The organism is Pseudomonas sp. AC355, from assembly GCF_979258205.1.
This window is the reverse complement of sequence record NZ_OZ409843.1, coordinates 2,520,800-2,544,643: the sequence shown is the minus strand read 5'-3', so window position 1 is coordinate 2,544,643 and position 23,844 is coordinate 2,520,800. Positions and strand designations below refer to the sequence as shown.

The 23,844-nt window shown below is 59.9% G+C and carries 23 protein-coding genes and 1 pseudogene; 18 read left to right on the top strand and 6 right to left on the bottom strand.

Going from position 1 to position 23,844, the window contains the following annotated elements; genetic code table 11:
* The first annotated feature begins 52 nt into the window (after positions 1-52).
* Positions 53-1,609: a galactarate dehydratase gene (gene garD, locus ACZ0AI_RS12020; RefSeq protein ID WP_463562104.1), complete on the top strand. Its 1,557-nt coding sequence runs from the start codon at positions 53-55 to the stop codon at positions 1,607-1,609.
* 230 nt (positions 1,610-1,839) lie between these two features.
* Entirely contained in the window at positions 1,840-2,772 is a 933-nt protein-coding gene (locus tag ACZ0AI_RS12015; protein WP_463562103.1) for a 2-hydroxyacid dehydrogenase, read from the top strand.
* A 280-nt stretch (positions 2,773-3,052) separates the two neighbouring features.
* Here ACZ0AI_RS12015 and ACZ0AI_RS12010 read toward each other — a convergent pair whose 3' ends face one another.
* Positions 3,053-3,730, bottom strand: a complete 678-nt coding sequence (locus ACZ0AI_RS12010; protein ID WP_463562102.1) for a GntR family transcriptional regulator — start codon at positions 3,728-3,730, stop codon at positions 3,053-3,055.
* Positions 3,731-3,778: 48 nt separating this feature from the next.
* A complete protein-coding gene (locus ACZ0AI_RS12005) occupies positions 3,779-4,513 on the bottom strand; it encodes an SDR family NAD(P)-dependent oxidoreductase (RefSeq protein ID WP_225838817.1) in 735 nt (244 codons plus the stop codon).
* 289 nt (positions 4,514-4,802) lie between these two features.
* On the opposite strand from ACZ0AI_RS12005, the gene ACZ0AI_RS12000 reads away from it, so the two are divergent.
* From ACZ0AI_RS12000 to ACZ0AI_RS11985, 4 genes are all read left to right on the top strand, one after another.
* Positions 4,803-5,834: an ABC transporter substrate-binding protein gene (locus ACZ0AI_RS12000; protein ID WP_463562101.1), complete on the top strand. Its 1,032-nt coding sequence runs from the start codon at positions 4,803-4,805 to the stop codon at positions 5,832-5,834.
* A 71-nt stretch (positions 5,835-5,905) separates the two neighbouring features.
* The gene (locus tag ACZ0AI_RS11995) at positions 5,906-6,973 is read left to right on the top strand and encodes a phosphotransferase (RefSeq protein ID WP_463562100.1); all 1,068 of its coding nucleotides are present in this window, start codon (positions 5,906-5,908) and stop codon (positions 6,971-6,973) included.
* Positions 6,970-8,289, top strand: a complete 1,320-nt coding sequence (locus ACZ0AI_RS11990; RefSeq protein WP_463562099.1) for an aspartate aminotransferase family protein — start codon at positions 6,970-6,972, stop codon at positions 8,287-8,289. Before ACZ0AI_RS11995 ends, ACZ0AI_RS11990 begins: the two co-directional genes overlap by 4 nt.
* Positions 8,290-8,403: 114 nt before the next feature.
* A complete protein-coding gene (locus ACZ0AI_RS11985; RefSeq protein WP_463562098.1) occupies positions 8,404-8,850 on the top strand; it encodes a YybH family protein in 447 nt (148 codons plus the stop codon).
* Between the two features lie 6 nt (positions 8,851-8,856).
* Here the strand turns inward: ACZ0AI_RS11985 and ACZ0AI_RS11980 are convergent, their stop codons facing one another.
* Positions 8,857-9,420 carry a tetratricopeptide repeat protein gene (locus ACZ0AI_RS11980; protein WP_463562097.1) on the bottom strand — a complete coding sequence of 188 codons (564 nt, stop codon included), beginning with the start codon at positions 9,418-9,420 and terminating at the stop codon, positions 8,857-8,859.
* A gap of 198 nt (positions 9,421-9,618) precedes the next feature.
* Between ACZ0AI_RS11980 and ACZ0AI_RS11975 the strand changes: the two genes are divergently transcribed.
* From ACZ0AI_RS11975 to ACZ0AI_RS11965, 3 genes are read left to right on the top strand one after another with little or no spacing between them, the layout of a single operon-like run.
* Positions 9,619-10,908 (top strand): NAD(P)/FAD-dependent oxidoreductase, encoded by a 1,290-nt coding sequence (locus tag ACZ0AI_RS11975; protein WP_463562096.1) that lies wholly within the window; start codon positions 9,619-9,621, stop codon positions 10,906-10,908.
* An 11-nt stretch (positions 10,909-10,919) separates the two neighbouring features.
* Positions 10,920-11,477, top strand: coding sequence for a helix-turn-helix domain-containing protein (locus tag ACZ0AI_RS11970; protein WP_463562095.1), 558 nt, complete (start codon positions 10,920-10,922; stop codon positions 11,475-11,477).
* 20 nt (positions 11,478-11,497) lie between these two features.
* Entirely contained in the window at positions 11,498-12,838 is a 1,341-nt protein-coding gene (locus tag ACZ0AI_RS11965; protein WP_463562094.1) for a glutamine synthetase family protein, read from the top strand.
* Positions 12,839-12,895: 57 nt separating this feature from the next.
* On the opposite strand, the gene ACZ0AI_RS11960 is transcribed toward ACZ0AI_RS11965, so the two are convergent.
* Entirely contained in the window at positions 12,896-13,507 is a 612-nt protein-coding gene (locus tag ACZ0AI_RS11960; protein WP_463562093.1) for a Yip1 family protein, read from the bottom strand.
* A 432-nt stretch (positions 13,508-13,939) separates the two neighbouring features.
* Between ACZ0AI_RS11960 and ACZ0AI_RS11955 the strand changes: the two genes are divergently transcribed.
* The 8 genes and pseudogenes from ACZ0AI_RS11955 (at position 13,940) to ACZ0AI_RS11920 (ending at position 20,590) form a co-directional block, all read left to right on the top strand.
* A complete protein-coding gene (locus ACZ0AI_RS11955) occupies positions 13,940-14,242 on the top strand; it encodes a hypothetical protein (RefSeq protein ID WP_463562092.1) in 303 nt (100 codons plus the stop codon).
* Complete coding sequence (locus ACZ0AI_RS11950) at positions 14,243-14,851, top strand: DUF6436 domain-containing protein (RefSeq protein ID WP_463562091.1); 609 nt, start codon at positions 14,243-14,245, stop codon at positions 14,849-14,851.
* 450 nt (positions 14,852-15,301) lie between these two features.
* A complete protein-coding gene (gene cyoA / locus ACZ0AI_RS11945) occupies positions 15,302-16,198 on the top strand; it encodes a ubiquinol oxidase subunit II (RefSeq protein ID WP_463562090.1) in 897 nt (298 codons plus the stop codon).
* A gap of 3 nt (positions 16,199-16,201) precedes the next feature.
* Positions 16,202-18,175 (top strand): cytochrome o ubiquinol oxidase subunit I, encoded by a 1,974-nt coding sequence (gene cyoB, locus ACZ0AI_RS11940; protein WP_463562089.1) that lies wholly within the window; start codon positions 16,202-16,204, stop codon positions 18,173-18,175.
* A gap of 3 nt (positions 18,176-18,178) precedes the next feature.
* A pseudogene (cyoC, locus tag ACZ0AI_RS11935) lies at positions 18,179-18,804 on the top strand (cytochrome o ubiquinol oxidase subunit III).
* A complete protein-coding gene (locus ACZ0AI_RS11930) occupies positions 18,804-19,136 on the top strand; it encodes a cytochrome o ubiquinol oxidase subunit IV (RefSeq protein ID WP_042555392.1) in 333 nt (110 codons plus the stop codon). The pseudogene cyoC and the gene ACZ0AI_RS11930 overlap by 1 nt, the downstream one beginning before the upstream one ends.
* A gap of 12 nt (positions 19,137-19,148) precedes the next feature.
* On the top strand, positions 19,149-20,093 hold the full coding sequence (gene cyoE, locus ACZ0AI_RS11925) for a heme o synthase (protein ID WP_463565928.1): 945 nt from the start codon (positions 19,149-19,151) through the stop codon (positions 20,091-20,093).
* A gap of 80 nt (positions 20,094-20,173) precedes the next feature.
* Complete coding sequence (locus ACZ0AI_RS11920) at positions 20,174-20,590, top strand: 3-phosphoshikimate 1-carboxyvinyltransferase (protein ID WP_463562088.1); 417 nt, start codon at positions 20,174-20,176, stop codon at positions 20,588-20,590.
* Here the strand turns inward: ACZ0AI_RS11920 and ACZ0AI_RS11915 are convergent.
* A complete protein-coding gene (locus ACZ0AI_RS11915; RefSeq protein ID WP_463562087.1) occupies positions 20,577-21,515 on the bottom strand; it encodes a class I SAM-dependent methyltransferase in 939 nt (312 codons plus the stop codon). The genes ACZ0AI_RS11920 and ACZ0AI_RS11915 overlap by 14 nt on opposite strands.
* Positions 21,516-21,665: 150 nt before the next feature.
* A complete protein-coding gene (locus ACZ0AI_RS11910) occupies positions 21,666-22,928 on the bottom strand; it encodes an OprD family porin (protein WP_463565927.1) in 1,263 nt (420 codons plus the stop codon).
* 542 nt (positions 22,929-23,470) lie between these two features.
* On the opposite strand from ACZ0AI_RS11910, the gene ACZ0AI_RS11905 reads away from it, so the two are divergent.
* Positions 23,471-23,827 carry a 5-carboxymethyl-2-hydroxymuconate Delta-isomerase gene (locus ACZ0AI_RS11905; RefSeq protein WP_463565926.1) on the top strand — a complete coding sequence of 119 codons (357 nt, stop codon included), beginning with the start codon at positions 23,471-23,473 and terminating at the stop codon, positions 23,825-23,827.
* Positions 23,828-23,844 lie beyond the last annotated feature (17 nt).

The following is a 23,844-nucleotide window of genomic DNA, read 5'->3' as shown; positions in this document are numbered from 1 at the left end:
CCCTAGGTGAGGCCTTGAACGTGTTTAAGACAACAAGAAAAGGATTAGCCTCATGGAACTCATTCAACATCTGGACTCCCCGCGTTACATCCGCCTGCACGCCGACGACAACGTCGGCGTCGTGGTCAACGAGCAGGGTGTGGCAGCCGGTGGCCGTTTCGCCGATGGCCTGGAGGCGCTGGAGGGCATACCGCAAAGCCACAAGGTATCGCTGGTGGCGATTCCCGAAGGTGGCAACGTGGTGCGTTACGGTGAGGTGATCGGCTATGCCCTGAAACCTATCGCTGCCGGCACCTGGGTGACCGAGGCGGTGCTGCGCATGCCCGAACCGCCAGTGCTGGACAACCTGCCCAAGGCGACGCTCAAGGCGCCTGCGCCGGCGCCGCTGGAAGGCTACACATTCGAAGGCTTCCGTAACCCGGACGGCACCGTCGGCACGCGCAACATCCTGGGCGTAACCACCACGGTGCAGTGTGTGGTCGGGGTGCTCGACCATTGCGTCGACCGCGTGCGCAAGGAAATCCTTCCCAAATACCCCAACGTCGACGACGTGGTGGCGCTGTCGCACAGCTACGGCTGTGGCGTGGCGATCAATGCACCGGACGCCGTGGTGCCCATCCGCACCCTCTACAACATCAGCCGCAATCCCAACCTCGGCGGCCAGGCGCTGGTGATCAGCCTGGGTTGCGAAAAACTGCAGGCCAACCAGTTGATGGATGGCGACCAGTTGACCAACGGCATGGACGAGGAGGAGTGGCTGTTCCGCTTGCAGGATTCCAGCACCGGCTTCGTCGGCATGGTCGAAGAGATCATGGCCATGATCGAGACGCGCCTGAAGGTGCTCGATCAACGTCGCCGCGAAACCGTACCGGCTTCCGAGCTGGTGGTCGGCATGCAGTGCGGCGGTAGCGACGCGTTTTCCGGCATCACCGCCAACCCAGCGCTGGGCGTAGCCTCGGATCTGCTGGTGCGCGCTGGCGCCACCGTGATGTTCTCGGAAAACACCGAAGTGCGTGACGGCATCCACCTGCTGACTCCGCGCGCCTCGACCACCGAAGTGGCCGATGCGCTGATCCGCGAGATGGATTGGTACGACCGTTACCTGGAACGCGGCATGGCCGATCGCAGTGCCAACACCACGCCAGGTAACAAGAAGGGCGGCCTGAACAACATCGTCGAAAAGGCCATGGGCTCCATCGCCAAATCGGGCAACAGCCCCATCGTCGGCGTGGTTTCGCCGGGCGAGCGGATTCGTGGCAAAGGTCTGTACTTCTGCGCCACCCCGGCCAGCGATTTCATCTGCGGCACGCTGCAATTGGCGGCCGGCATGAACCTGCACATCTTCACCACCGGTCGCGGCACGCCTTACGGCTTGTCCATGGTGCCGGTGATCAAGGTGGCCACACGCACGCAACTGGCGGAGCGCTGGCCGGATCTGATCGACGTCGATGCCGGGCAGATCACCTCGGGGCGCATGACCCTCGACGAGATGGGCTGGCACATTTTCCAGCTCTATCTGGACGTCGCCAGCGGCAGGAAGCAGACCTGGGCGGAGAAGCATCGCCTGCACAACGACTTGGTGCTTTTCAATCCGGCTCCAGTGACCTGAGAACCAGCCTAAAGTCAGCTGCGCGTCGGCCCTGCGGCGTTAAAAACAGGCTCGGAATGCTCATGTACAAAAGTACACTCCGCTTCCTCGCCTCTTTTTGCCTTGCAGGGCTCTAGCTCGCAAGACTTGAGGCCGGTTCGTTTTATAGCGCGATGATCACTGCCGCGTTGCTTTCGCTTGCGCAGTGGCAGGTATCATCTGCTTCTCAGCCAGAATCAGAGGAGAGCTGCATGAGTCGCCCCAACGTGCTTCAGGTCGGTCGTTTCCCTAGTCGCTTCAACGAGCGTCTGCAGCGCGACTATCAACTGACCCGCCTTTGGGAACAGCCCAAGGATTATCTCGCCGAGCACGGTGCCGATATCGACATCGTGGTCACCTCGGCTCGCTACGGTTGCTCGGCCGAGCAACTGGCGCAGATGCCCAACCTGCGGGCCATCTGCAGTTTCGGTGTCGGCTACGATTCGATTGCCGTCGATGAGGCGAAAGCGCGGGGCATCCCGATCAGCACCACGCCGGACGTACTCAACGAATGTGTCGCCGACACGGCCATCGGTCTGCTCATCGACACCGCACGGCAGTTCTCCGCTTCCGATCAGCATGTGCGGCAGGGCAAATGGCTCAAGGGCCAGTACCCGCTGACCCGCAAGGTCAGTGGCAAGAAGCTGGGTATCGTCGGCTTTGGCCGGATCGGCAAGGACATCGCCAAGCGTGCTGCCGGTTTCGACATGGACATCCGCTACCATAATCGCCGTCCCGATCCGACCACCGACTATGGCTACGAGGCCGATCTCAAGGCGCTGGCAGGCTGGGCCGATTTTCTGGTGCTGGCCTGTCCGGGTGGGGCGTCGACCCATCACCTGATCGATGCCGCGGTGCTCGAGGCGCTTGGGCCGCAAGGCATCGTCGTGAATATCGCCCGGGGCAGCGTGATAGATGAGCAGGCGCTGGTCGCTGCATTGCAGGCCGGTACTCTTGGCGGTGCAGGGCTGGACGTGTTCGAAGATGAGCCGCGAGTGCCCGAAGTACTGTTCGAGATGCCCAACGTGGTGCTGTTACCCCACGTTGGCAGCGCCACCGAGGAAACCCGGCTGGCCATGGAGAACCTGGTGTTCGATAATCTCGATGCCTTTATCGAGCGTGGTGAGCTGGTCACTGCGCTCTGACCGAATAGGCGGGTCGCCTCGGCGGCCTCGCTTATACGCGCCGGGCCACAAGCCTGACCGCGGTTCTTACCCTTGAGCGTCACCCGGTGCGCCACAAGCGCACCGGTCTCTTCAGAACCTGTTCACGATCCTGTTAGCACACCGCCTGTGGGAATGAGTGGGGACGCCCAGTCGATGCCCGTGATTTCGCGCGCATGGCGCGCTCCCACAGTCTTGGCCAGGGCAGGTATCTCTGTGGCCAGTAGCGCCGAACTACCGCATAAAGTTGGTAACTCTGTTCTCAGACCAGCGTGGTCTCGCGCCTGGCGATGAATTCCATCATCTTCTGATTGCCATCGAGAATATCGGTGCAGATCGCCTGGCGCGCCGCAGCGCCGTCGCCTTTTTCCAAGGCGCGCAACACTTCCCAATGATGTTCGATGGCCATGCGTTCGTTGAAGTCGCCGTAGGCCAGGGCGATCAGTGGGCCGGTACGCATCCACAGGCTATCGAGCACGTCGCGCAGCAGCGGCATGCCGGCAATATCGGCCAGGGCAAAATGAAAAGCCTGATTGAGCTTCAGCGCAGCGACCAGTTCACCGCTGTGCACGGCTTGCAGGTTGTCGCGAATATTGCTTTCGAGCATCTGCAGTTGCTCGGCTGTCACCTTGCCGGCTGCGGTTTCCGCCGCCAGACCTTCAAGCGCCAGACGGATGCTGCGGATCTCGGCGTACTGCTCCTGGCTCAGTACCGGCACGCGAATATCTCGCGGCGTTTTGAGAACCAGGGCCTTTTCCTTGGCCAGTTGCAGAATGGCGTCGCGCACCGGTGTGACGCTGGTGCCTAGCTGCTCGGCCAGGTCGCGGATGCGCAAGCGATCGTCAGGCCGAAAGCGACCGGTGATCAGCGCCTCGCGCAGCAATGCATAAACGCCACTGCCCAGGTAGGCATGGCTGAGACCATCGATGGGGTACTTCATGGCAGTGACTTCCGGAGCGCGGGCGCGCGGATTCTACCGCGGCGAACGTCACACGTGCTGCCCGCCATTGACGTGAATTTCTGCGCCGTTGACGTAACCCGCGCCCGAGGTACACAGAAAATGCACCAGCGACGCCACCTCCTCGGGTTTGCCCAGGCGATGCATGGGAATGTCGCGTTCGACGATCAGCTCGGTACCCGAGGACAGAATCGAGGTGTCGATCTCACCGGGAGCGATGGCATTGACCCGCACGCCGTGGCAGCCGAACTCATGCGCCATCTCCCGGGTCAGGGCGGAGAGGGCGGCCTTGGACGCAGCGTAGGCCGAGCCCGCGAATGGGTGCACCCGTGAACCGGCGATGGAGGTGACGTTGATGATGCTGCCCTTGGCTGCCTTCAGCTCTTCGAACAGGCCGCGGGCGAGCAGGGCCGTGGAGAACAGGTTGACGTTGAACACCTGGATCCAGGTCGCGTAGTCGCTGCCCAGCACGCCGAGGCGCTGGCCTTCGTCGCCCTTGGGCGACACGCCGGCATTGTTGACCAGTGCATCCAGGCGCCCGCCAAGCTTTTCGCGTATTAGCGGCAGGCTCTCCTCCAAGTGCTCGATGTCCTCCAGATCCAGGTGGATATGGTTGAGCTTGCCTTCCGCCCACGGGCATTCAGCCACCCAGTCATGCCGCGAGGCGGTGAACACCCGCCAACCGGCCGCGTTGAAATGCTTCACCGTGGCATGGCCGATGCCGCGGCTGGCGCCGGTCAGCAGCAGCGTTTTCTGATCGCTCATTGCGTATCTCCCGGAATAGAAGGCGTGCTCAGGCACAACTGCCTGGATGGATCATGGCTCAATTAAAAATATGATGCATCATAATTTTCTGGGTGTTTTAATGGCCCTGCCGTGCAAGCCAATAACAACAATTAGATGGCCTGATGAACGTTGTCAGCCTCCCAGCGCTAGGCTCCCGCTCCACCCCCAGGTACCTAATGGTTCTTGTAGGTAAAGCATCGGTGTTTCTTCCTTGAAGCTGCCCTTACCCAATCAGTGCCAAGTGAGGCCCTGCCAGGAGCAACCCTCAATGTTCAAGAAAACCGCATTACTGATCGCCATCACCTGTAGCGCCGCGACCTTGCAAGCGGCGGAAAAGCTCGCCGTGGTTTCCTTCGGCGGTGATAACAAGGTGGTTCAGGAAAAAGCCTTCTACAAACCCTTCGAAGAGCGCGAGAAGGTGCGTATCGAAGCCTCCGCGTACAATGGCGAGATGGCCAAGATCAAGGTCATGGCCGATACCGGTCAGGTCACCTGGGATGTCGTAGAAGTGGAGACCCCGGAACTGATCCGTGGTTGCAGTGAAGGGCTGTTCGAGCCGCTGAACTGGGCAAGCATCGGCAAGCGTGAGGATTTCATCCCGGAAGCGGTGAGCGAATGTGGCGCCGGCATTTTCATCTGGTCGACGGTGCTGACCTACGACAGCAGCAAGCTCAAGGGCACGCCGGCGGGTTGGGCGGATTTCTGGGACGTGGAGAAATTCCCCGGCAAGCGTGGCCTGCGCCGTGGCGCCAAGTTCACGCTCGAGTTCGCCCTGCTCGCCGATGGCGTGGCGCAGGCCGATCTCTACAAGGTGCTGGGTACCGACGAAGGTGTCGAGCGGGCGTTTCGCAAACTCGATCAGATCAAGTCGAACATCCAGTGGTGGGAAGCCGGCGCGCAGCCGTTGCAGTGGCTGGCCGCCGGGGACGTGGTGATGACTTCGGCCTACAACGGTCGGGTTACCACCGCACAGAATGAAGGCCGCGATTTCGTCATGCAGTGGAACGGCAGCCTCTACGACCTCGATCACTGGGCAATCGTCAAAGGCAGCAAGAACAAGGAGCTGGCCGAGAAATTCATCGCCATGGCCAGCACGCCGGAACTGCAGAAAGTCTACGCCGAGGGGATTCCCTACGGCCCGACTAATATCCATACGACTGCGATGATCGATCCGGCGATCCAGAGCAGCCTGCCAACGGCGCCGCAGAACCTGAAGAACGCACGGGCCATGGATATCGAGTTCTGGATCGACCACGGCGAAGATCTGGAGCAGCGTTTCAACGCCTGGGCCAGCAAGTAAACGCGCGGTGCCCGGCCGCCTAGAAGCAGCCGGGCACCGCCAGTAAGCAGTCTATTGCGGAGTGTATGGATGTGTCGCTGAATACCCTGGTTGTGCATGATCCCTTGTTACAGGCGCAGCCGGCCCGGGTCAGCCCGGTGCGAGCTGGCGCCATCGCCAGTGAATGCTTTGGCGTGCTGGGCGCGATCCGGCCGTTGGCTGGAGAGCGCGATCTGAATTTCCAGCTGTCCTGTGCGGACGGCTCATCCTACCTGCTGAAAATTTCCCATCCCCTGGAGAATCCCCAGGTGGTGGACTTCCAGAATCAGGCCTTGCTGCATATCCAGCGGGCCGATCCCGAACTCCCTGTGCAGCGTGTATATGCCGCACGGGATGGGCGCTATGCGGTCTCCGTCGATATCGACGGGCAGCAGATGCTGGTGCGTCTGTTCTCCTTCGTCGAGGGCTTGCCGCTGCACCAGGTGGCACAGCGCAGTTCGGCGCTTCGCCATAACCTGGGCGAGGTCATGGCGCGGCTCGACCGCGCGCTAGGCGACTTTCACCATCCTGCCTCCAGCCATGAACTGCTGTGGGACATGCAGCAAGCCACGCGGTTGCGGCCATTGCTGCAACACATCGATGACGGTGAACTGCGCGATCTGGTGACGCGGGCGCTGGATGCCTTCGAGGGCCAGGCACAGCCGCGTTACCCGCAGCTGCGTGCGCAGGTCATCCATAACGATCTCAACCCGCACAACGTCATCGTTGACCCCCTGCGTCCGGAGCAACTGCTCAACATCCTCGACTTCGGCGATATGGTGCACGCGCCGCTGATCAATGAAGTCGGCGTGGCCGCCGCCTATCAGCTGGGCAGTGAGGGCGACGTGCTGGCGCCGGCGCTGACCTTCATCGCCGCTTATCACCGCCTCAATCCGCTACACGATGCCGAGCTGGATATCCTCGCCGAACTGATCTCCACCCGGCTGGTGATGACCATCAGCATCACCGCCTGGCGGGCCAGCCTGCACCCGGAAAATCGCGACTACATCCTGCGCAACGTGCGTCAGGCGAGTGCCAGCCTACGCGGCCTGGCGGCCATCTCCAGCGATACGGCGCGCAATCGAATTCGTCAGGCCTGTCTGGGAGCGTCGCAGCCATGAGCATGATCAACGGTTTCAGCGCCGCCGATGCGGCGCGTTTGAGCGACAGGGAAAAAAGCCTGATCGAGCGTCGTGAACGGCTGCTTGGCCCTGCCTACCGGCTGTTCTACGAACGCCCGCTGCACACGGTGCGCGGCGAGGGCGTGTGGCTGTACGACGAGAACGGTCGCGCCTATCTGGATGCCTACAACAACGTTGCGTCCATCGGTCATTGCCACCCGCGCGTGGTACAGGCCATCGCCGAGCAGGCGGCGCGCCTGAATACTCACACCCGCTATTTGCAGGAAGGCATTCTCGATTATGCCGAGAACCTGCTCGCCACCTTTCCCGCTGGCCTGCAGCAGGTGATGTTCACCTGCACCGGCAGCGAAGCCAACGACCTGGCCCTGCGCATTGCTCGCCATTACACCGGCGGCACCGGGGTGATCATCACCCGGTTCGCCTACCATGGCGTTACCGGCGATATTTCCGCTCTGTCGCCGTCGCTCGGCGCGAGCATCCAGCTGCCCGTCCATGCGCGCATCGTGCGCGCGCCGGACGCCTATCGTCTGGGGGCCGAGCAGGCGGGCAAGCTGTTCGCCGAGGACGTGCGCGCCGCCATCGCCGATCTGCGCGCCAACGGCATCAAGCCTGCGGCACTGCTGATCGACGGCATCTTCGCCAGCGATGGGATATTTCCAGGCCCTAAGGGCTGCATCAGCGAAGCAGTGGGCATCGCCCAGGCCGAAGGGCTGCTGTATATCGCCGATGAAGTGCAGTGCGGCTTTGCCCGTACCGGCGAACACATGTGGGGTTTTCAGCGGCACGCCGTGCAGCCCGACCTGGTCAGCCTCGGCAAGCCGATGGGCAATGGTCAGCCGATTGCCGGCGTAGTGGTGCGCCCTGAAGTGCTCGAGCCTTTCGGGCGCAGCATGCGCTACTTCAATACTTTCGGCGGCAACCCGGTGTCCTGCGCCGCTGGCCAGGCCGTGCTGAATGTGATTCGCGACGAAGGCCTGCAGCAGCGTTCGGCGCAGGTCGGTGGCTATCTGCTCGACGAGCTTGGCAAGCTCAGCGAGCGTCACGAGCTGATCGGCGATGTACGCGGCGCCGGAATGTTCCTCGGCGTGGAACTGGTGAGCAACCGGCAAAGCAAAGCCCCGGCGGCGGAGCAGACGCGGCGGGTGGTCAACGGCATGCGTGAACGTGGTGTGCTGATCAGCGCGGCCGGGCCGCTGGAGAACATCCTGAAGATTCGCCCACTGCTGGCCTTCGAGAAGGCGCATGCCGATCTGCTGGTCTCGGCATTGGACGAGGCGTTGCAGGCGCTGGCTTAGCGCTCCAGGCAGGGCATTCGTCGCCTTCTCCGACCGCTGCTGATCACCCGGCTAGAGTAGGACTACGTCGGGGCGCACGGGCGCTTCGAATGTGGACGATGAGTGGAGGAGGCGATGAATACCATCACCCAGAACGCGGCGGATCACGCCAGCATCGAACAGACGTTGAAGCACTGGAGTCAGGCCGTTACCGACAAGGATCTGCCGCGTATCCGCGAACATTACTGCGACGATGTGGTGGCTTTCGATGCGGTAGGGCAATTGCAGTTCAAAGGGCGCGATGCCTACATGGCGCACTGGCAAACCTGCATGGCCGCCTGCCCAGGCCCTACCTTGTTCGATGTGCAGCAGTTGCACATCGAGTTGGGGCAGGATTTGGGCTTCGGCTATTTTCTTTGCCACTGCGGGGGAACCAACGAGCAGGGGGAAATGCAGTCTTCATGGATGCGGGTCAGCCAGTGCTATCGCAAGCAGAACGATCACTGGCTGATCGCCCATGAGCATTTCTCCATCCCCTTCGACATGCTCACCGGGCAGACGGCTTTCGGTCTGCAGCCTTAAGCGCAGTCAGGCGCCCGGTTTGCTGTCCAGTGCCTTGCAGCTGGCCGCGTAGTTCTGTCGGCAAGCGCTCTGGAACAGGCGACGAGCTTGGTTTGGGTCACGTTCGACACCCTGGATGCCGCGCATATAGAGGTTGCCGAGAATGTGCTGAGCCATGGGATTGCCGCTACTGGCGGACTGGTTCAGGTACTTGAGCATGGCCTGCGGGTTGCCGAACTCAGGGTTGTCGCGCCCGGTGTACAGATAGGCGAGGCTGACGGCCGCTTCGGCATGGCCGCGATCGGCTGCCTGTTTCCACCAATATTCAGCTTGTTTGAGATCTTTTTTCGGGTTGCCGACGAAGTAGAAACTGCCGAGCTTGAACTGGCTGTCCAGGTCGCCGCGTTGCGCCAGGCTGCTCAGGCGCTGGAAGTCGGCGTCTCCTGCCTGCTTTTCGGGCGTCACCGCTGCGGCTGGATCCTGGGTGGCGGCGGGTGCCTTGTCTGAATCTTCCCGGCTGGCACAACCGGCGATCAGCAGGATGCCGCATACGAGCAACAGGGGAGTGGTCAGGTGTGAAAGTCGGTTCATTGCTTGGCTCCAGGGCAAGGACGGGCTGTGCTCGGTGACCGGTTCTGGTCACGCAGCCGCCAGTGCTTCGATTGTTGTGGGGGGTTCGACCCGGTTGCAGCTCAACGGTTCGTTCATCTGGGTAAAAGTCGAATCGGCTTGGCGTTGTGAAATTAATCGTGTATTTTTTCATGAAATATATTTCGATAATTTCATTTTATGTTCAAGCAATCCGCCCAGCATGTCGGTACTTACTATGCCGGCACCTACCCCGGCCCGATTCCACTTCGTCCTGCTCTGGAGGCTAGCCTCGATTGTGACGTACTGATCATCGGCGCCGGCTTCAGCGGGTTGCATACCGGCCTGCGGCTGGCGCTGAGCGGCAAACGTGTGGTGCTGTTGGAGGCCAGCCGTATCGCCTGGGCGGCCTCTGGGCGTAACGGTGGGCAGGCTTTATTGGGTTGGTCCTGCGATATGCCGCCGCTGGAAAAGGCGCTTGGCCTCGATGGCGCGCAGCGGCTTTGGGAGAGCATGTGCTGGGCAGCCGAAGAAATGCGCGAGCTACCGGGTCGCCATGGTTTCGACGTGGATTATCGGGTCGGCAGCTTGTGGACTGCCGTACAGGCGCGCCGTGTCGCTCAGTTGCGCGATGCCCAGAGCGACGCGCAGCACAAGTGGGGTTATCAAGACTTGCGCCTGATCGAGGGCGAGGAGCTACGCGGGTGGGTCGATAGCCCACGCTACATCGCGGCGCTGCATGACGCCCGGGGCGCTCATCTCAATCCTCTGAAATTGGCCCAGGGCCTGGCGAGGGCCATCGAAAAGGCTGGAGGGCTGATCTTCGAGCAGAGCCAGGTGCTCGGTTACAGAGAGGTGCCTGGCGGCTATCGTGCGCGTACCGCTCGAGGTGAAGTGCGGGCCGATGTGCTGGTGCTGGCGTGCAATGCCTATCTCGATGATCTGGACAGATCCCTGTCCCGGCGCATTCTGCCAGTGGGCTCCTATCAGGTGGCGACGGCGGTGCTCGATCCACAGCTGGCGCGTTCGCTGCTGCCCCATGACAGCTGCGTGATCGACAACCAGTTCGTCCCTGACTATTTCCGCCTTACGCCGGACAACCGCCTGCTGTTCGGCGGTGGTTGCACCTATCTGGGGGGCTTGCCCAGCGACGTGCCCGCGGCGACCCGGCCCTACCTGGAACGGGTGTTTCCGCAGCTCGCCGGTGTGGATATCGAGTTCGGCTGGGGCGGGCATATCGACGTCACCATGAAGCGCACACCCGATATCGGTCGCCAGGGCCAGCGTTACTGGCTGCAGGGATTTTCCGGGCACGGCGTGCTGCCGACCCTGGCTGCGGCGCGGGCAGTGAGCGACTCTATTCTCGGCGATGAGCAGTTGCTGGCGCTCTATCAACGCATCGGCAATCCGCGTTTTCCCGGCGGCTCCTGGCTGGCTGCGCCGCTCGAAGCGGCGGGCAAGGCCTGGTACCGGCTGCGCGACAGCATCTGAAGGACAGCGCCATGGACATGCAAGAAGAAATCGAGGGGCTCGCGATCCTGATTCGCGACCTGCGCAAGCACAAGAACCTGACGCTGGGTGAGCTGGCGGCACGTATCGGTCGCTCGGTGGGCTTTCTGTCCCAGGTCGAGCGCGGGTTATCACGGCCGACCGTGGCTGATCTCACCGCCATCAGCGAGACCCTGGGGGTGCCGACTACCTATTTCTATAGCCTCGCCAAGCCGCGGGTGTTGCCTTGGGTCACCCGGCCTGACGAGCGTCGCACGCTGTATTACGCAGGCGGGATCACCGACGTGCTGGTGTCGCCAAGCATGTCGGCTGGTTTTGCAATGCTGGAAAGTCACCTGGCGCCCGGCGCCACCAGTGGTGATGGGCACCTGAACGACAGTTCGGAGCAGGGCGGCTTCGTGCTCGAAGGGCAGTTGAGTATCTGGCTGGACGATCAGCCGGATCCCGTCACGCTGGGCCCCAACGACAGCTTCCAGTTGCCGCCCCATAGCCAGTTTCGTTACGCCAACCTCACTGATCAGCCCGCACGGGTACTCTGGGTGTTCCGCTAAGCGGACACAGGAACCTCGCCATGACCACCGACAACCTGCTCGACGAAGTCCGTATCTTTCGCGCCGCTCACCCTGACGTCCGTTATGTGGATCTGATCTGTCTGGACATTCCCGGGCATTTCTACGGCAAGCGCTATCCCATCGACATGCTGGAGAAAGTCGCGGCCGGCAGCCTGCTCAAGCTGCCGCAGAACTGCGTGCTGCTCGGCGCCCAGGGCGGCCTGCACGTGATCGGCGACTACTGCTTCAACGATGGCGACCCCGACGCAACGCGCCGGCTGATTCCCGGCACGCTCAAGCCGGTACGCTGGGAAAGCCAGCCGCTGGGTCAGATGCTGATCAGCTCCGATGGCACCGAATCGCCCATTGAGTTCGAGCCACGGGAGGTGCTGTCGCGGGTGCTGCAACGGCTGGCGGTCAAGGGCATTCGCCCGGTGGTGGCCTTCGAGCTGGAGTTCTATCTGTTCGACCGTACGCTCAAGGACGGCTTGCCGCAGTATCCGCGCGACACCCTGTGTGGCGATGAGGATGATCAGCCCACTCTGCACATCGACCGGCTGTCTCGGTTTTCCACAGTGCTGCACGAGATCGTCGAGGCGGCCGAGGAGCAGGGCATCGATGCCAACGTGATCACCGCGGAAATCGGTCCCGGGCAGTTCGAGATCAACTTCGGCCATTGTGATGATGGCCTGCAGGCGGCGGACTGGGCGGCGCTCTTCACGCGGCTTACCCGCGGCGTGGCGCTCAAGAACGGCCATCGGGCCAGCTTCATGAGCAAGCCCTACCTCGATGCTCCGGGCAGCGGCATGCACGTGCACGTCAGCCTCTATGACGAGCAGGGCAACAACCTGCTGGCTGTCGATGAGCAGCGCCCGCTACGTCACGCGGTGGCGGGTTGCCTGGAGTGGCTACCGCACTGCATGCCGATCTTCGCTGCGCACCACAACGCCTATCGCCGCTACGGCTCACGGGTGAATGCCGCGAGTCGTGCCAGTTGGGGTTATGAAGACCGCGATGCCTGCGTGCGTATTCCCGATTCGGACGCCCGTAACCTGCGCATCGAACACCGCTTGGCAGGTGCCGACGCCAACCCCTATCTGGTGCTGGCGGCGATTCTGGCGGCCATGGAACATGGTCTGGAGCAGCGCATTGAGCCCATCGCACCATTGAACGAGAACCGTCAGAGCGGTATCGACTTCCCCATGGACATGCTTTCCGCGGTCGCTGCCATGCGTCACCATCCGGCGGTGAACGCCGGGTTGGGCGAGGAGTTCGTTATGGTCTATTGCGAGAACAAACGCCAGGATCACCTGGCGTTCATGGAGAGCATCAGTGCCCGCGAGTATCGCTGGTTTCTATGAAGACGTTCTAAGCCACAAGCTTGACGCTTTACGCATGCCCCTAAGCTTTTCGCTGCCCTAACGGAACAGTGACCAGCTCACTGCATAGTCGTTGAAGCCCAGCCCCCAGAGCGCTACGGTCAGTGCCAGAATCAGCTCCAGCAGCAGCACTCCGATGGCTAGGGTACCGCCAGAGATGGTCAGCCCCTCATTAACCGGGATGCGCAAGAATGCCGGCATGCCGATATAAAGGAGGCGAGCGCTGTAGGCGAGAGCGATGATTCCAACCACCAGCAGCAACCAGGCTTTCGGGTAGAGCAGTGCAATGCCGGCGATGAACAGCGGCGTAGCGACGTAGCCGGCAAAAACGATGCAGCGGCGGCGACTAGGGCGGCTGGCGAAAGAGTCTGACATCCAGTGGATAACATTACCCATGATGGCGACGCCGAACAGCATCAGAATATAAAATACGAGGCCCAGTACCGCTCCCGTCGGCACAGCTACCTTGTAAGCCTCTCCACCCAACTGCCAACCGATTTGGGTGGTGCCGATAAAGGCACTGATTACCGGGATAAGCGCCATCAGCAGTACGTGATGGGCGTAAAGGTGCGTGATGCTCTCCTTTTCCCGGTCGATGTTGCGCCATTCGCTGCCTGGGTTGGCCAGCAGTCCCCAAATGTGGTTGATCATGACTCTTCTCCTCTGGCTCCAGCATTCGTGCCGGTATGAGATATCCGAGAGCTGATCAGTCTGGATCGTGCGGCTTCCGCAATTCAATTCAGCCCTCACAAGGTATGAGTGAAGTTCACCCCAATAGGTTTGACCAGAAATTTGCCGTTTGCCGCCATCGCCTCGTCGAGAGCCATGATGATCCTGCCATAGCCACTGTGGGCAGGATGCTCCAGGCGTTCTCGGCACTAGGCCATGGGTCGTAACGAGGTATGTCGATTGTGCGTAATGGACTTTGTGGTGCTTTGCCCCTGAGGCCTTCAATGGCAGGCTTTATAGGCCTTATTAAGACAGGGGAGGGTGTTAGCCCTTCATTTTGTGTGTGCTTTTTGGCCTCTGCCCCGGCCAGAGTAAAAATGCTATGTTCCGCACCCTCTTCGGCAGGGGTAGATCATGAGCGACGATAAGGCACGCAATCCATCCACAGAGCAGCTGGATACTGGCAAGCGCGGCGGTTGCCTGTGGCTGACCCTGCTAGGTCTGGCTTTTATCGTGCTGGTCTTCGGCATCATCATCTATGCCATCACTCGTGAGCAGACTGCCGATATTCAAGCCAATGAACTAAGTGCTATTCAGGCTTGCTGGATCAAGGCAAACGACCCCACGGCCAAGCCAACCTCGCGCGCTTTCGCGACCGATAGCTGCAAGGAAATGGAAAAGCAGTTCCGTATCAAATACGGTCGTGAGCCCGAGTAGATGAGCAAGGATCAGACCGCTCCGTCGAAGCGCTTTCTGCTGATTCTGTGCCTGCTGTTGCTGGCCATCGTGCTGGCGATCGGCGCGTGGGTGTGGGGGCGTTTTGGTGTCGCGTACCTGCGCCCCTTCGGCGATCAGGAACAGGCGGTATTCTTTCAGGGCGGCGGGCTCAAACTGCCGGCCGAGCTCGCCGGGCCTGGCAAGATTCGCGTGGTGCATTTCTGGGATCCCCAGTGCCCGTGCCACAAGGAAACCGACGCTCACCTCAATTATCTGATCAGCCTCTACCGTTTCTCCGGGGTCGAGTTCTACAGCGTGCAAAAGCCGGGGAGCGAGGGCGAAATGCTGCCGTTCCTGCGCGGCAAGCTCACGCCGCTGGAGTCTCTGGAAGGTATGGAGTCGATTCCGGCCAGCCCGGCCATCGCCATCTGGGATCAGCAAGGCCGTCTGGCCTATGCCGGCCCTTATAGCGAGGGGCTGGTGTGCAACTCCTCGAACAGTTTCGTAGAACCGATCCTCGACGCGCTTTCAGCCAATCGTAGCGTTTCCGCAGCCAATACCATGGCAGTAGGTTGCTACTGCGACTGGAAACCGGCAGAAGGATCCTGATTTCAGGCAATTCCCTGGCTTTTGAAGGGGTATTGCTGTGCGACATATTGCCGCGCAATTCTGGTGATATGAGCCACTATTATGAGTCGCAACATATCCATTTATCCGTAGCCCGTCAGCGGGCCGCGGTTTTGTCTCGCGCTGTAGGTGCGGTCATATGGGGCTTTGCGAGTTAAGCGAGATGTCACCGGGCGCAGGGTTGCGGCCGGCGGTGTAGGGCTGGGGCATTGCGGGGCGAGCTATACACCCCGACTATTTGTAGGCCCATCGTCGTTATGCGGTTGGTTTTTTTGGCTGCGTAACCGAAAATGTCGCCCCCTCCGTTTAGTAGTTTCGATGCTGAAACGATTTCGGTGCGCCTGTGCACCGTTTTCCTGGCATGCCCTGCCGTATTGGGTATCAGGCTGAACAGAACGCTATGTGGGATATCACTTTGCTGAAGGTCGTGAAATGAGAGAAGAGAAGTACCACCGCTTGTTCCGCACGCTTCTGACGATTGTCGTGGCCGTCTCCCTGAGTGGCTGCGATTGGATTCTTTTCGATTCGAAAGGCCAGATCGGCATTGAGCAGCGCAACCTCATCATTACCGCCACTCTGCTGATGCTGATCGTGGTGGTACCCGTCATTTTCATGACCATTCTGTTCGCCTGGCGCTATCGCTCCTCGAACAAGGACGCGACCTACGCGCCTGAGTGGGCTCACTCGCACAAGATCGAGGTTATCGTCTGGGGCGTTCCCTGCGTGATTGTTGCCGTGCTGGCAGTCATCACCTGGAAAACTACCCACGAGCTCGACCCGTACAAGCCAATCGAGTCCGATGTCAAACCGCTGGTCGTTGAGGTGGTTTCGCTGGACTGGAAATGGCTGTTCATCTATCCGGAGCAGGGCATCGCTACCGTCAATGAACTGTACATACCAGAAAATACCCCGCTGAGCTTCCAGATCACCTCGCAGAGCGTGATGAATACCTTCTTCATCCCGCAGCTGGGCGGCATGGTTTACGCCATGGGCGGCATGCGCACCCAACTGCACCTGATTGCCAACGAGCCAGGCGAGTTCTTCGGCCTGTCTGGCAACTACAGCGGTCATGGTTTCTCGGGCATGAAGTTCAAGGTGCATTCGACCAGTAACGAAGAGTTCGAGCAGTGGGTGACCAAGGTAAAACAGTCGCCAGACACGCTGACCTTCGATGGCAGCTATCAGTTGCTATCCAAAGCGAGTGAAAACAACCCAGTCGAGTACTTCAACGCTCAGCCAGGTCTGTTCCGTCAGATCCTTGGCCAGTACATCGATTACAAGAGCAACCCCGTGAGCGAAGCCGCGCACGATTCAGGTGCGGAGGAATAAACGATGTTCGGAAAGCTGACGCTAGACGCAATACCGCTGCACGAGCCCATCCTGGTAATCACGATGATTGCTGTGGTTTTGGGTGGTCTTGGGCTGTTCGCCGCCCTGACCTACTTCAAGAAGTGGGGCTACCTGTGGCATGAATGGCTGACTTCGGTCGACCACAAGAAAATCGGCGTGATGTACATCCTCGTCGCCCTGGTCATGCTGCTGCGTGGCTTCGCCGACGCAATCATGATGCGTACCCAGCTGGCTATCGCCACTGGCGGCTCTGAAGGGTATCTGCCACCGCACCACTACGATCAGATCTTCACCGCTCACGGTACGATCATGATTTTCTTCGTGGCCATGCCAATGGTGGTCGGCCTGATGAACATCGTGACGCCACTGCAGATCGGTGCGCGTGACGTTGCCTTCCCGTTCCTCAACTCGTTGAGCTTCTGGCTGTTCGTGGTGGGTGTGCTGCTGACCAACATTTCGCTGTTCGTGGGCGAGTTCGCCATGACCGGCTGGGTTGCGTATCCACCGTTGTCAGGCATCGAGTACAGTCCGGGAGTCGGGGTCGACTATTACATATGGGCCTTGCAGATATCCGGTATTGGTACGCTGCTGACCGGTGTGAACTTCTTCGTGACCATCATCAAGATGCGTGCCCCTGGCATGACCCTGATGAAAATGCCGATCTTCACCTGGACCATTCTGTGCACCAGCGTGATCATCTGCGGCGCCTTCCCGATTCTGACCGCCGTACTCGGCATGCTGACTCTGGATCGCTACCTGGATTTCCACTTCTTCACTAACGAAGCTGGTGGCAACCCGATGATGTACGTCAACCTCCTGTGGGCCTGGGGCCACCCTGAGGTGTACATCCTGATCCTGCCGGCCTTCGGTGTGTTCTCCGAAGTGACGTCGGTGTTCGCTCGCAAGCGTCTGTTCGGTTATGCCTCGATGGTTTGGGCTACCGTGGCGATCACCGTGCTGTCGTTCGTGGTATGGCTGCACCACTTCTTCACCATGGGCTCTGGCGCCAGCGTCAACGCCTTCTTCGGTATCGCGACGATGATCATCGCCATCCCGACCGGTGTGAAGATTTTCACCTGGCTGTTCACTATGTACCGCGGTCGTCTGGAGTTCACTTCGCCGATCCTGTGGACCCTGGGCTTCATCATTACCTTCTCCATCGGTGGTATGACCGGCGTACTGCTGGCCGTTCCAGGTGCTGACTTCCTGCTGCACAACAGCCTGTTCCTGATCGCCCACTTCCACAACGTGATCATCGGTGGTGCGGTATTCGGCTACATGGCCGGTATCACCTTCTGGTTCCCGAAAGCGTTCGGCTTCAAACTGCACGAAGGCTGGGGCAAGGCGTCCTTCTGGTTCTGGATCGTCGGTTTCTACCTGGCGTTCATGCCGCTGTACATCCTCGGCTTCATGGGCATGACCCGTCGTCTGAACAGTACTTCCAACCCAGAGTGGGAGCCGTGGCTGTACATCGCCGTAGTAGGCGCCGTGCTGATCGGTATCGGTATTCTGTGCACCTTGATCCAGTTCGCTGTGTCGATCATCAAGCGCAAGGAACTGGCCGATGTAACTGGCGACCCATGGGACGCTCGTACGCTGGAATGGTCGACCTCGTCGCCACCGCCGTTCTACAACTTCGCGGTAACCCCGCGCGGCGATCGCATCGACGAGTTCCACGAAATGAAGCGTGACGGTCTGCCGGCTGCGCCAAGCAAGTACTCGCCGATCCACATGCCGAAGAACACCGGCGTTGGCCTGATCATGTCCGTAGGCGCTCTGGTCTTCGGTTTCGCACTGATCTGGCACATCTGGTGGCTGGCTGCATTGAGCTTCGTGGGTACCTTCGCCGTTCTGATTCGCAACAGCTACAACACGGACGTCGACTACTACGTGCAGCCCGATGAAATCGAACGCATCGAGAAGGCACACATTCAAGCAAAGGCTAAGCAGGCTTAAACCATGTCTAGTGAAGTGATCAGCAACCACGCTGCTCATGCCGATGAGCATGAGCACGAACATCACCACGACGCGGGTGAGATGAAGGTCTTCGGGTTCTGGATTTACCTGATGACCGACTGCATCCTGTTCGCGAGTATCTTCGCAGGCTTCGCGGTGCTCAGCACCGCGTACGCCGGCGTGCTGCAACTCCGGCAGATCTGATCGACCTGAAGCTCGTTCTGGTCGAAACATTCGCTCTGTTGTTCTCGAGCATCACCTACGGCATGGCCATGTTGGCCATGTACCGTGGCGACAAGAGCAAGGTGCTGGCCTGGCTGGCAGCTACCTTCCTGTTCGGTGTGGTGTTCATCTCGATCGAGCTGTACGAGTTCCATCACCTGATCCACGAAGGTGCCGCTCCGCAGGTCAGTGCCTACTGGTCCGCGTTCTTCACCCTGGTCGGCACCCACGGTCTGCACGTCAGTGCCGGCCTGGTGTGGATGGCGGTGATGATGCATCAGGTCGCTAGCCGCGGCCTGACGCCGGTCACCCAGACCCGCCTGAGCTGCCTGAGCCTGTTCTGGCACTTCCTCGACGTGGTGTGGATCTGCGTGTTTACCGTTGTCTATCTGATGGGGGCTCTGTAATGGCTCATGATCACCACTCTGCCGCAGGCGCGAGCCATGGCAGCACCAAGGATTACGTCGTCGGTTTCGTACTGTCGGTAATCCTCACCGTGATCCCGTTCGCGATCGTGATGAATCCCGTCATGTCGAAAGCGGCCACGCTGTTCACCATCGTCGCTTTCGCGGTCGTGCAGATCTACGTACACCTGGTGTACTTCCTGCACATGAACACCTCGTCCGAGCAGCGTTGGAACACGGTGGCGTTCGCGTTCACCATCCTGATCACCATCATCGTCGTAGCGCTCTCGATCTGGATCATCTGGAGCATGCACTACTACATGATGGCCAACTAAAAAGAGAGCAGCCTGATGTTCAAGCAATACCTGCTCCTGACCAAGCCAGGCATCGTCTTCGGAAACATGATTTCCGTCGCCGGTGGCTTCTTCCTGGCTTCGAAGGGGGATATCGACCTGATGCTGTTCCTGGCAACAGCACTCGGCGTCGCTCTGGTGATTGCTTCCGGTTGCGTGTTCAACAACTACATCGATAGGGACATCGATGTAAAGATGGAGCGGACCAAGAACAGGGTGCTAGTTAAAGGCCTGGTTCCGCCGACACATGCCATCATTTACGCCTGCATCCTCGGGATTGCAGGCGTTGCCTTGCTCTATAAAGCTACGAATCTGCTTGCAGTTGGCCTGGTCCTGATGGGCTTCGTCGTCTACGTCGGGCTTTACAGCCTGTACCTCAAGCGCAATTCGGTTTATGGAACGCTGGTTGGCAGTCTGTCGGGCGCCGCTCCACCCGTTGTGGGCTATTGCGCTGTAAGCAACGAGTTCGATATGGGAGCAGCGATTCTGCTGCTGATCTTCAGTCTCTGGCAGATGCCCCATTCGTACGCTATTGCCATCTTTCGTTTCAATGACTACCAGGCCGCCAACATTCCGGTGTTGCCAGTGATCAAGGGCATTCCTGCTGCCAAGCGCAGCATCGTCCTGTACATCGCCGCGTTCCTGGTCGCCACCTTGATGCTGACCATCAGTGGTTACGCCGGTTACAGCTACTTCGTGGTAGCAGTGGTCAGCGGCGCCTATTGGTTGTGGATGGGGGTGTCGGGTTACAAGGCTGTCGATGACAAGGTCTGGGCACGCAAGCTGTTCGTGTTCTCGATCGTCACCATCACTGCGCTGAGCGTGATGATGTCGGTGGATTCCCAGTCCACGCCGAGCCAGATGCTGATGACATCGGTCAACCACATCTGTGGCGCCGATAATCTCAGTGGTTTTTGTGCGGCGTTCGCCTCGCGCTGAATTCGGCAAGTGAATCGAGCGGGCCCCGTCATCACCGATGACGGGGCCCGTTTTCGTTCAGGGCTGATAAGGTGTCTGGCATGAAGGGTTCAGCTATTTGGAGAAAGACCGTGAATGAGCAAGACTCCTTCATCAAGGGGCTCAAGGAGCGCCTGCCCGATGATCTCAAGGATTCGTTCAGTGACGAGCAGCTCGATGCGCTAAAGGTTGCCTTTGGCGCACGCCAGTGGGGGCGCCATCCTCTGGATCTGCGATGGACGCTCAAGCTGTGGCGCTGGCGCTATTACTTCGTGCTGCTGGCCGGTCGCAACAAGCGCGACCTCAGTCGAGCCCAGCAGGATCTGTCGCTGACCGCCAAGGCGATAGGCATCAGCTTGTTCCTGCTGGTGTCGCTGGCGCTTGGTCTGCTGTTTCTCTACCTGCTCAAGTCAGCCCTGGGCATCAACCTGTTTTCCGGGTTTTCGCTGGGCCTGTGGGACTGGTTCAAGAGCGGCTGAACAGCAGCGCCTTCAGCCCGCCTTCGGGCTCGGCGTCCGGAAATTCCGGTGGGTTTTCCAGACGCTGATCGAAGCGCAGTTCGGGGGCCTCGGCGGCCATGCCGGTGATCAGGAAGTCGCTGCCGATGTTGGGGTCGTTGACGCAGGCCAGTACGCGGCCTTCGGCACTGAGCAGTTCGGGGAGCTTACGGAGGATTTTCTGGTAGTCGCGGGTGAGGGCGAAGCTGCCCTTCTGGAAGGACGGTGGGTCGATGATGATCAAATCATAGGGGCCATGGCGTTTCACCTTGCCCCATGACTTGAACAGCTCATGGCCAAGAAAGCTGACTCGGCTCAGGTCGTGGCCGTTGAGGCGATGATTATCGCGGCCACGGCTCAGCGCCGCCTTGGCCATGTCCAGATTGACCACATGCTCGGCGCCACCGGCAAGCGCCGAGATGGAGAAGCCGCAGGTGTAGGCGAACAGGTTGAGCACCCGTTGGTCTTTGGCATTCTCGCGTACCCAGTGTCGTCCCAGGCGCATGTCGAGAAACAGGCCGGTGTTTTGCTTGCGACCCAGGTCGAGAAGATAGCGCAGGCCGTCTTCTTCGATGACCCACTCCTCGGGCAACTCACCCACCAGGCACTGCATCGGGCTGTCGGTCTGATAACGATGCTGCAGCAGCAGGCTGTGAGCTTGGCTGCGCTGCCATTCGCCGGACTGGCTCAACTGCAGCAACATCGTCTGCAGTGTCTGGAGTTGGTCTTCTGCTGGCTCTCTGAACAGGCACACCAGCACGATGCCCTGCAGCCAATCGACGGTGATGTGTTCAAGTCCTTCCCAGCAGCGGCCGCGGCCATGGAACAGACGCCTGGTATCCGTCGGCGCTTCATTCAGGGCGTGGTTCAGGTGCTGCTGCAGAAAAGCAAGGTTGTCCGGTGTCATGGGGCTCTATCGTTTGCCGGGGCGCAGCAGTTTAAAGCAAAGCAGTGGCTCGCTCATGGTTGCAGCGTTTTTGCGGTGTCATAAAAAAGCCCGTCACGAGGACGGGCCAAATATGCCATGACACTGGAGTAAAGCGATGCGGTGTAAGCCTTACAGGATCGACAGCGGGTAGTTGAAGATCAGGCGGTTTTCGTGAAGATCCTGGCCAACGTCACGACGGACGTCGGAGTTACGCCAGCGCACGCTGAGGTTCTTCAGGGTGCCGTCCTGGATGGTGTAGGCCAGTTCGGATTCGCGACCCCACTCTTCGCCATCCTTGCGGCCATCGGCTGCGTGGATGCTGTCGCCGCTGACGTAGCGGTTCATCAGGGTCAGGCCCGGAACGCCGACACCGGCGAAGTTGAAGTCATGACGCACCTGCCAGGAGCGCTCGTTCGGAGCGTCGTAGCTGTTGGTGAAACCGTCGTTGACCAGGGTGCCGCCACTGGCGCCGTCGACACGCATGAACTTGGTCGAACCGTTGAGCTTCTGGTACGCCACGGTGAAGGTGTTGCTGCCGGTCTTGGCGGAGAAGCTGCCCTGATAGACCTTGTTGTCCAGCTTGCCTGCTTTGGCAGCGCCTTCGTCCTTGCCATCTACATAACCGAGGTTGGCGCCCAGTACCCAGTCGCCCACCGGTTGGCTGTGTGTCAGTTGCAGGTAGCTTTGTTGGTAGATGTCTTCCAGTCGTGCGTGCCAGACGCCGACCATGGTGTTGTTGCCGTTGAATTTGAATTCACCACCACCGAAGTTGAAATCATCGCCGGCGATACCGTTGTAGGAGATGTCCTCACGGCTGGCGTCGTTACGCTGGCTGTTCTTCCAGAACTGACCGCCATACAGGGTCAGGCCGTCGATTTCGCTGGAGGTGAGTTGCGCACCCTGGAAGGTCTGCGGCAGGGAACGACCATCGTCCGCACGCAGAATTGGCAGTACGGCGAACCACTCACCGACTTTCAGTTCGGTCTTGGAGAGCTTGGCCTTGGCAGCAACGGCGGTGCGGCCGAAGTTGTCAGCGGCCTGGCCATCACCGTGGATCGGCATCAGTTGGGTGTTGGCGGCGCCGCGGTTGCCGTCCAGCTTGATGCTGTACAGGCCCAGTACGTCGAGACCAACGCCGATGGTGCCGGCGGTGTAGCCGGAGCGGGCATCGAGAATGAAGCTCTGGGTCCAGCCTTCAGCCTGGCCTTGACGCTCGCCGCGGATCACCGGATCGGTGCCGTTCAGATAGTTACGGTTGAAGTAGTAGTTGCGCAGGCCGAGGGTGACCTTGGCATCTTCAACGAAGCCTTCGGCCTGGGCGGCCATTGGCAGGGCGCTTGCTGCGATAGCCAGTGCGATGAGGCTAGGTGGTAGTGCGGCGATGATTTTCATTGTTGTTGTGCTCCCGTTTTCTGAACAAACCATCCTCTGTCGATCAGTGATCAACATGCCGTGAGGAGGGTGTGGATAGCCCTGTGCAGGGCGACAGACCCGCGTGCGGACACGCAGGACTCTGCCTCAGGCCCTAGCCGTCGGCGAATAAGTGGCGCGCAGATATTGAGATGAATGCGACGGACTGGTAGAGAAACCCGAGTCGATTTGGCGTGCGAAGAGCGTGAATGCTTCAGTCTTCATGGTGCGACCTTTTTTGTTTTTATAAGGCTGTGTTGTCATACAACATTGCCGCTGATTATCTGCAGCTCTCAATCGGCTTGTCAACGCACTCTGTAAAAAAGTTCCGTTCGGAACGTTTTTTACGCAGAAAGCAATTCCTAAATGTTAGCAATACCGCATGGGCTGTGGCTTTGCAGTTATCGCTACGGCTTATTCTTGGGTATCTGTGCGAGCTTGAGTATACGACCTTGGCCGCAGACAGACTGATAAGAAATGTTGTGTGATAACGTATGACGATATTTATCAGTGCAGGAAATCTCATGCCGCATTGTCTTGTCGAGGGCTCACGCTCCCTGGAAAAAACGCTCGCTGGCAGTGAGCTGGTCGCGCTGGTTCATAACGCCGCAATGGGTACAGGATTGTTCAGGGAGGGCGAAGTGAAGGTGCGGCTGAGTCTTTACGATCACTACAGTGTCGGCGGTAGCCAGAATGATTTCCTGCATGTGATCTTCTACCTGCTGGCGGGGCGCACGGACGAGCAGAAGAAAACCTTGTCTATGGCCATCGTGCGTTCGCTGGTAGAGCGCCTGCCAGAGGTGGAGAGCATTTCTCTGGATGTGCGGGACATGCGCCGTGAAGCCTTCAGCAATCGGCGCAGTTGCCTGGACGCAGACTGATCGAGTGAGCAGGGCGG

Coding starts and splice junctions, on each gene's coding strand:
- garD (WP_463562104.1), top strand. CDS start 53: ATGGAACTCATTCAACATCTGGACTCCCCGCGTTACATCCGCCTGCAC.
- ACZ0AI_RS12015 (WP_463562103.1), top strand. CDS start 1,840: ATGAGTCGCCCCAACGTGCTTCAGGTCGGTCGTTTCCCTAGTCGCTTC.
- ACZ0AI_RS12010 (WP_463562102.1), bottom strand. CDS start 3,730: ATGAAGTACCCCATCGATGGTCTCAGCCATGCCTACCTGGGCAGTGGC.
- ACZ0AI_RS12005 (WP_225838817.1), bottom strand. CDS start 4,513: ATGAGCGATCAGAAAACGCTGCTGCTGACCGGCGCCAGCCGCGGCATC.
- ACZ0AI_RS12000 (WP_463562101.1), top strand. CDS start 4,803: ATGTTCAAGAAAACCGCATTACTGATCGCCATCACCTGTAGCGCCGCG.
- ACZ0AI_RS11990 (WP_463562099.1), top strand. CDS start 6,970: ATGAGCATGATCAACGGTTTCAGCGCCGCCGATGCGGCGCGTTTGAGC.
- ACZ0AI_RS11985 (WP_463562098.1), top strand. CDS start 8,404: ATGAATACCATCACCCAGAACGCGGCGGATCACGCCAGCATCGAACAG.
- ACZ0AI_RS11980 (WP_463562097.1), bottom strand. CDS start 9,420: ATGAACCGACTTTCACACCTGACCACTCCCCTGTTGCTCGTATGCGGC.
- ACZ0AI_RS11975 (WP_463562096.1), top strand. CDS start 9,619: ATGTTCAAGCAATCCGCCCAGCATGTCGGTACTTACTATGCCGGCACC.
- ACZ0AI_RS11970 (WP_463562095.1), top strand. CDS start 10,920: ATGGACATGCAAGAAGAAATCGAGGGGCTCGCGATCCTGATTCGCGAC.
- ACZ0AI_RS11965 (WP_463562094.1), top strand. CDS start 11,498: ATGACCACCGACAACCTGCTCGACGAAGTCCGTATCTTTCGCGCCGCT.
- ACZ0AI_RS11960 (WP_463562093.1), bottom strand. CDS start 13,507: ATGATCAACCACATTTGGGGACTGCTGGCCAACCCAGGCAGCGAATGG.
- ACZ0AI_RS11955 (WP_463562092.1), top strand. CDS start 13,940: ATGAGCGACGATAAGGCACGCAATCCATCCACAGAGCAGCTGGATACT.
- ACZ0AI_RS11950 (WP_463562091.1), top strand. CDS start 14,243: ATGAGCAAGGATCAGACCGCTCCGTCGAAGCGCTTTCTGCTGATTCTG.
- cyoA (WP_463562090.1), top strand. CDS start 15,302: ATGAGAGAAGAGAAGTACCACCGCTTGTTCCGCACGCTTCTGACGATT.
- cyoB (WP_463562089.1), top strand. CDS start 16,202: ATGTTCGGAAAGCTGACGCTAGACGCAATACCGCTGCACGAGCCCATC.
- ACZ0AI_RS11930 (WP_042555392.1), top strand. CDS start 18,804: ATGGCTCATGATCACCACTCTGCCGCAGGCGCGAGCCATGGCAGCACC.
- ACZ0AI_RS11920 (WP_463562088.1), top strand. CDS start 20,174: ATGAAGGGTTCAGCTATTTGGAGAAAGACCGTGAATGAGCAAGACTCC.
- ACZ0AI_RS11915 (WP_463562087.1), bottom strand. CDS start 21,515: ATGACACCGGACAACCTTGCTTTTCTGCAGCAGCACCTGAACCACGCC.
- ACZ0AI_RS11910 (WP_463565927.1), bottom strand. CDS start 22,928: ATGAAAATCATCGCCGCACTACCACCTAGCCTCATCGCACTGGCTATC.
- ACZ0AI_RS11905 (WP_463565926.1), top strand. CDS start 23,471: ATGCCGCATTGTCTTGTCGAGGGCTCACGCTCCCTGGAAAAAACGCTC.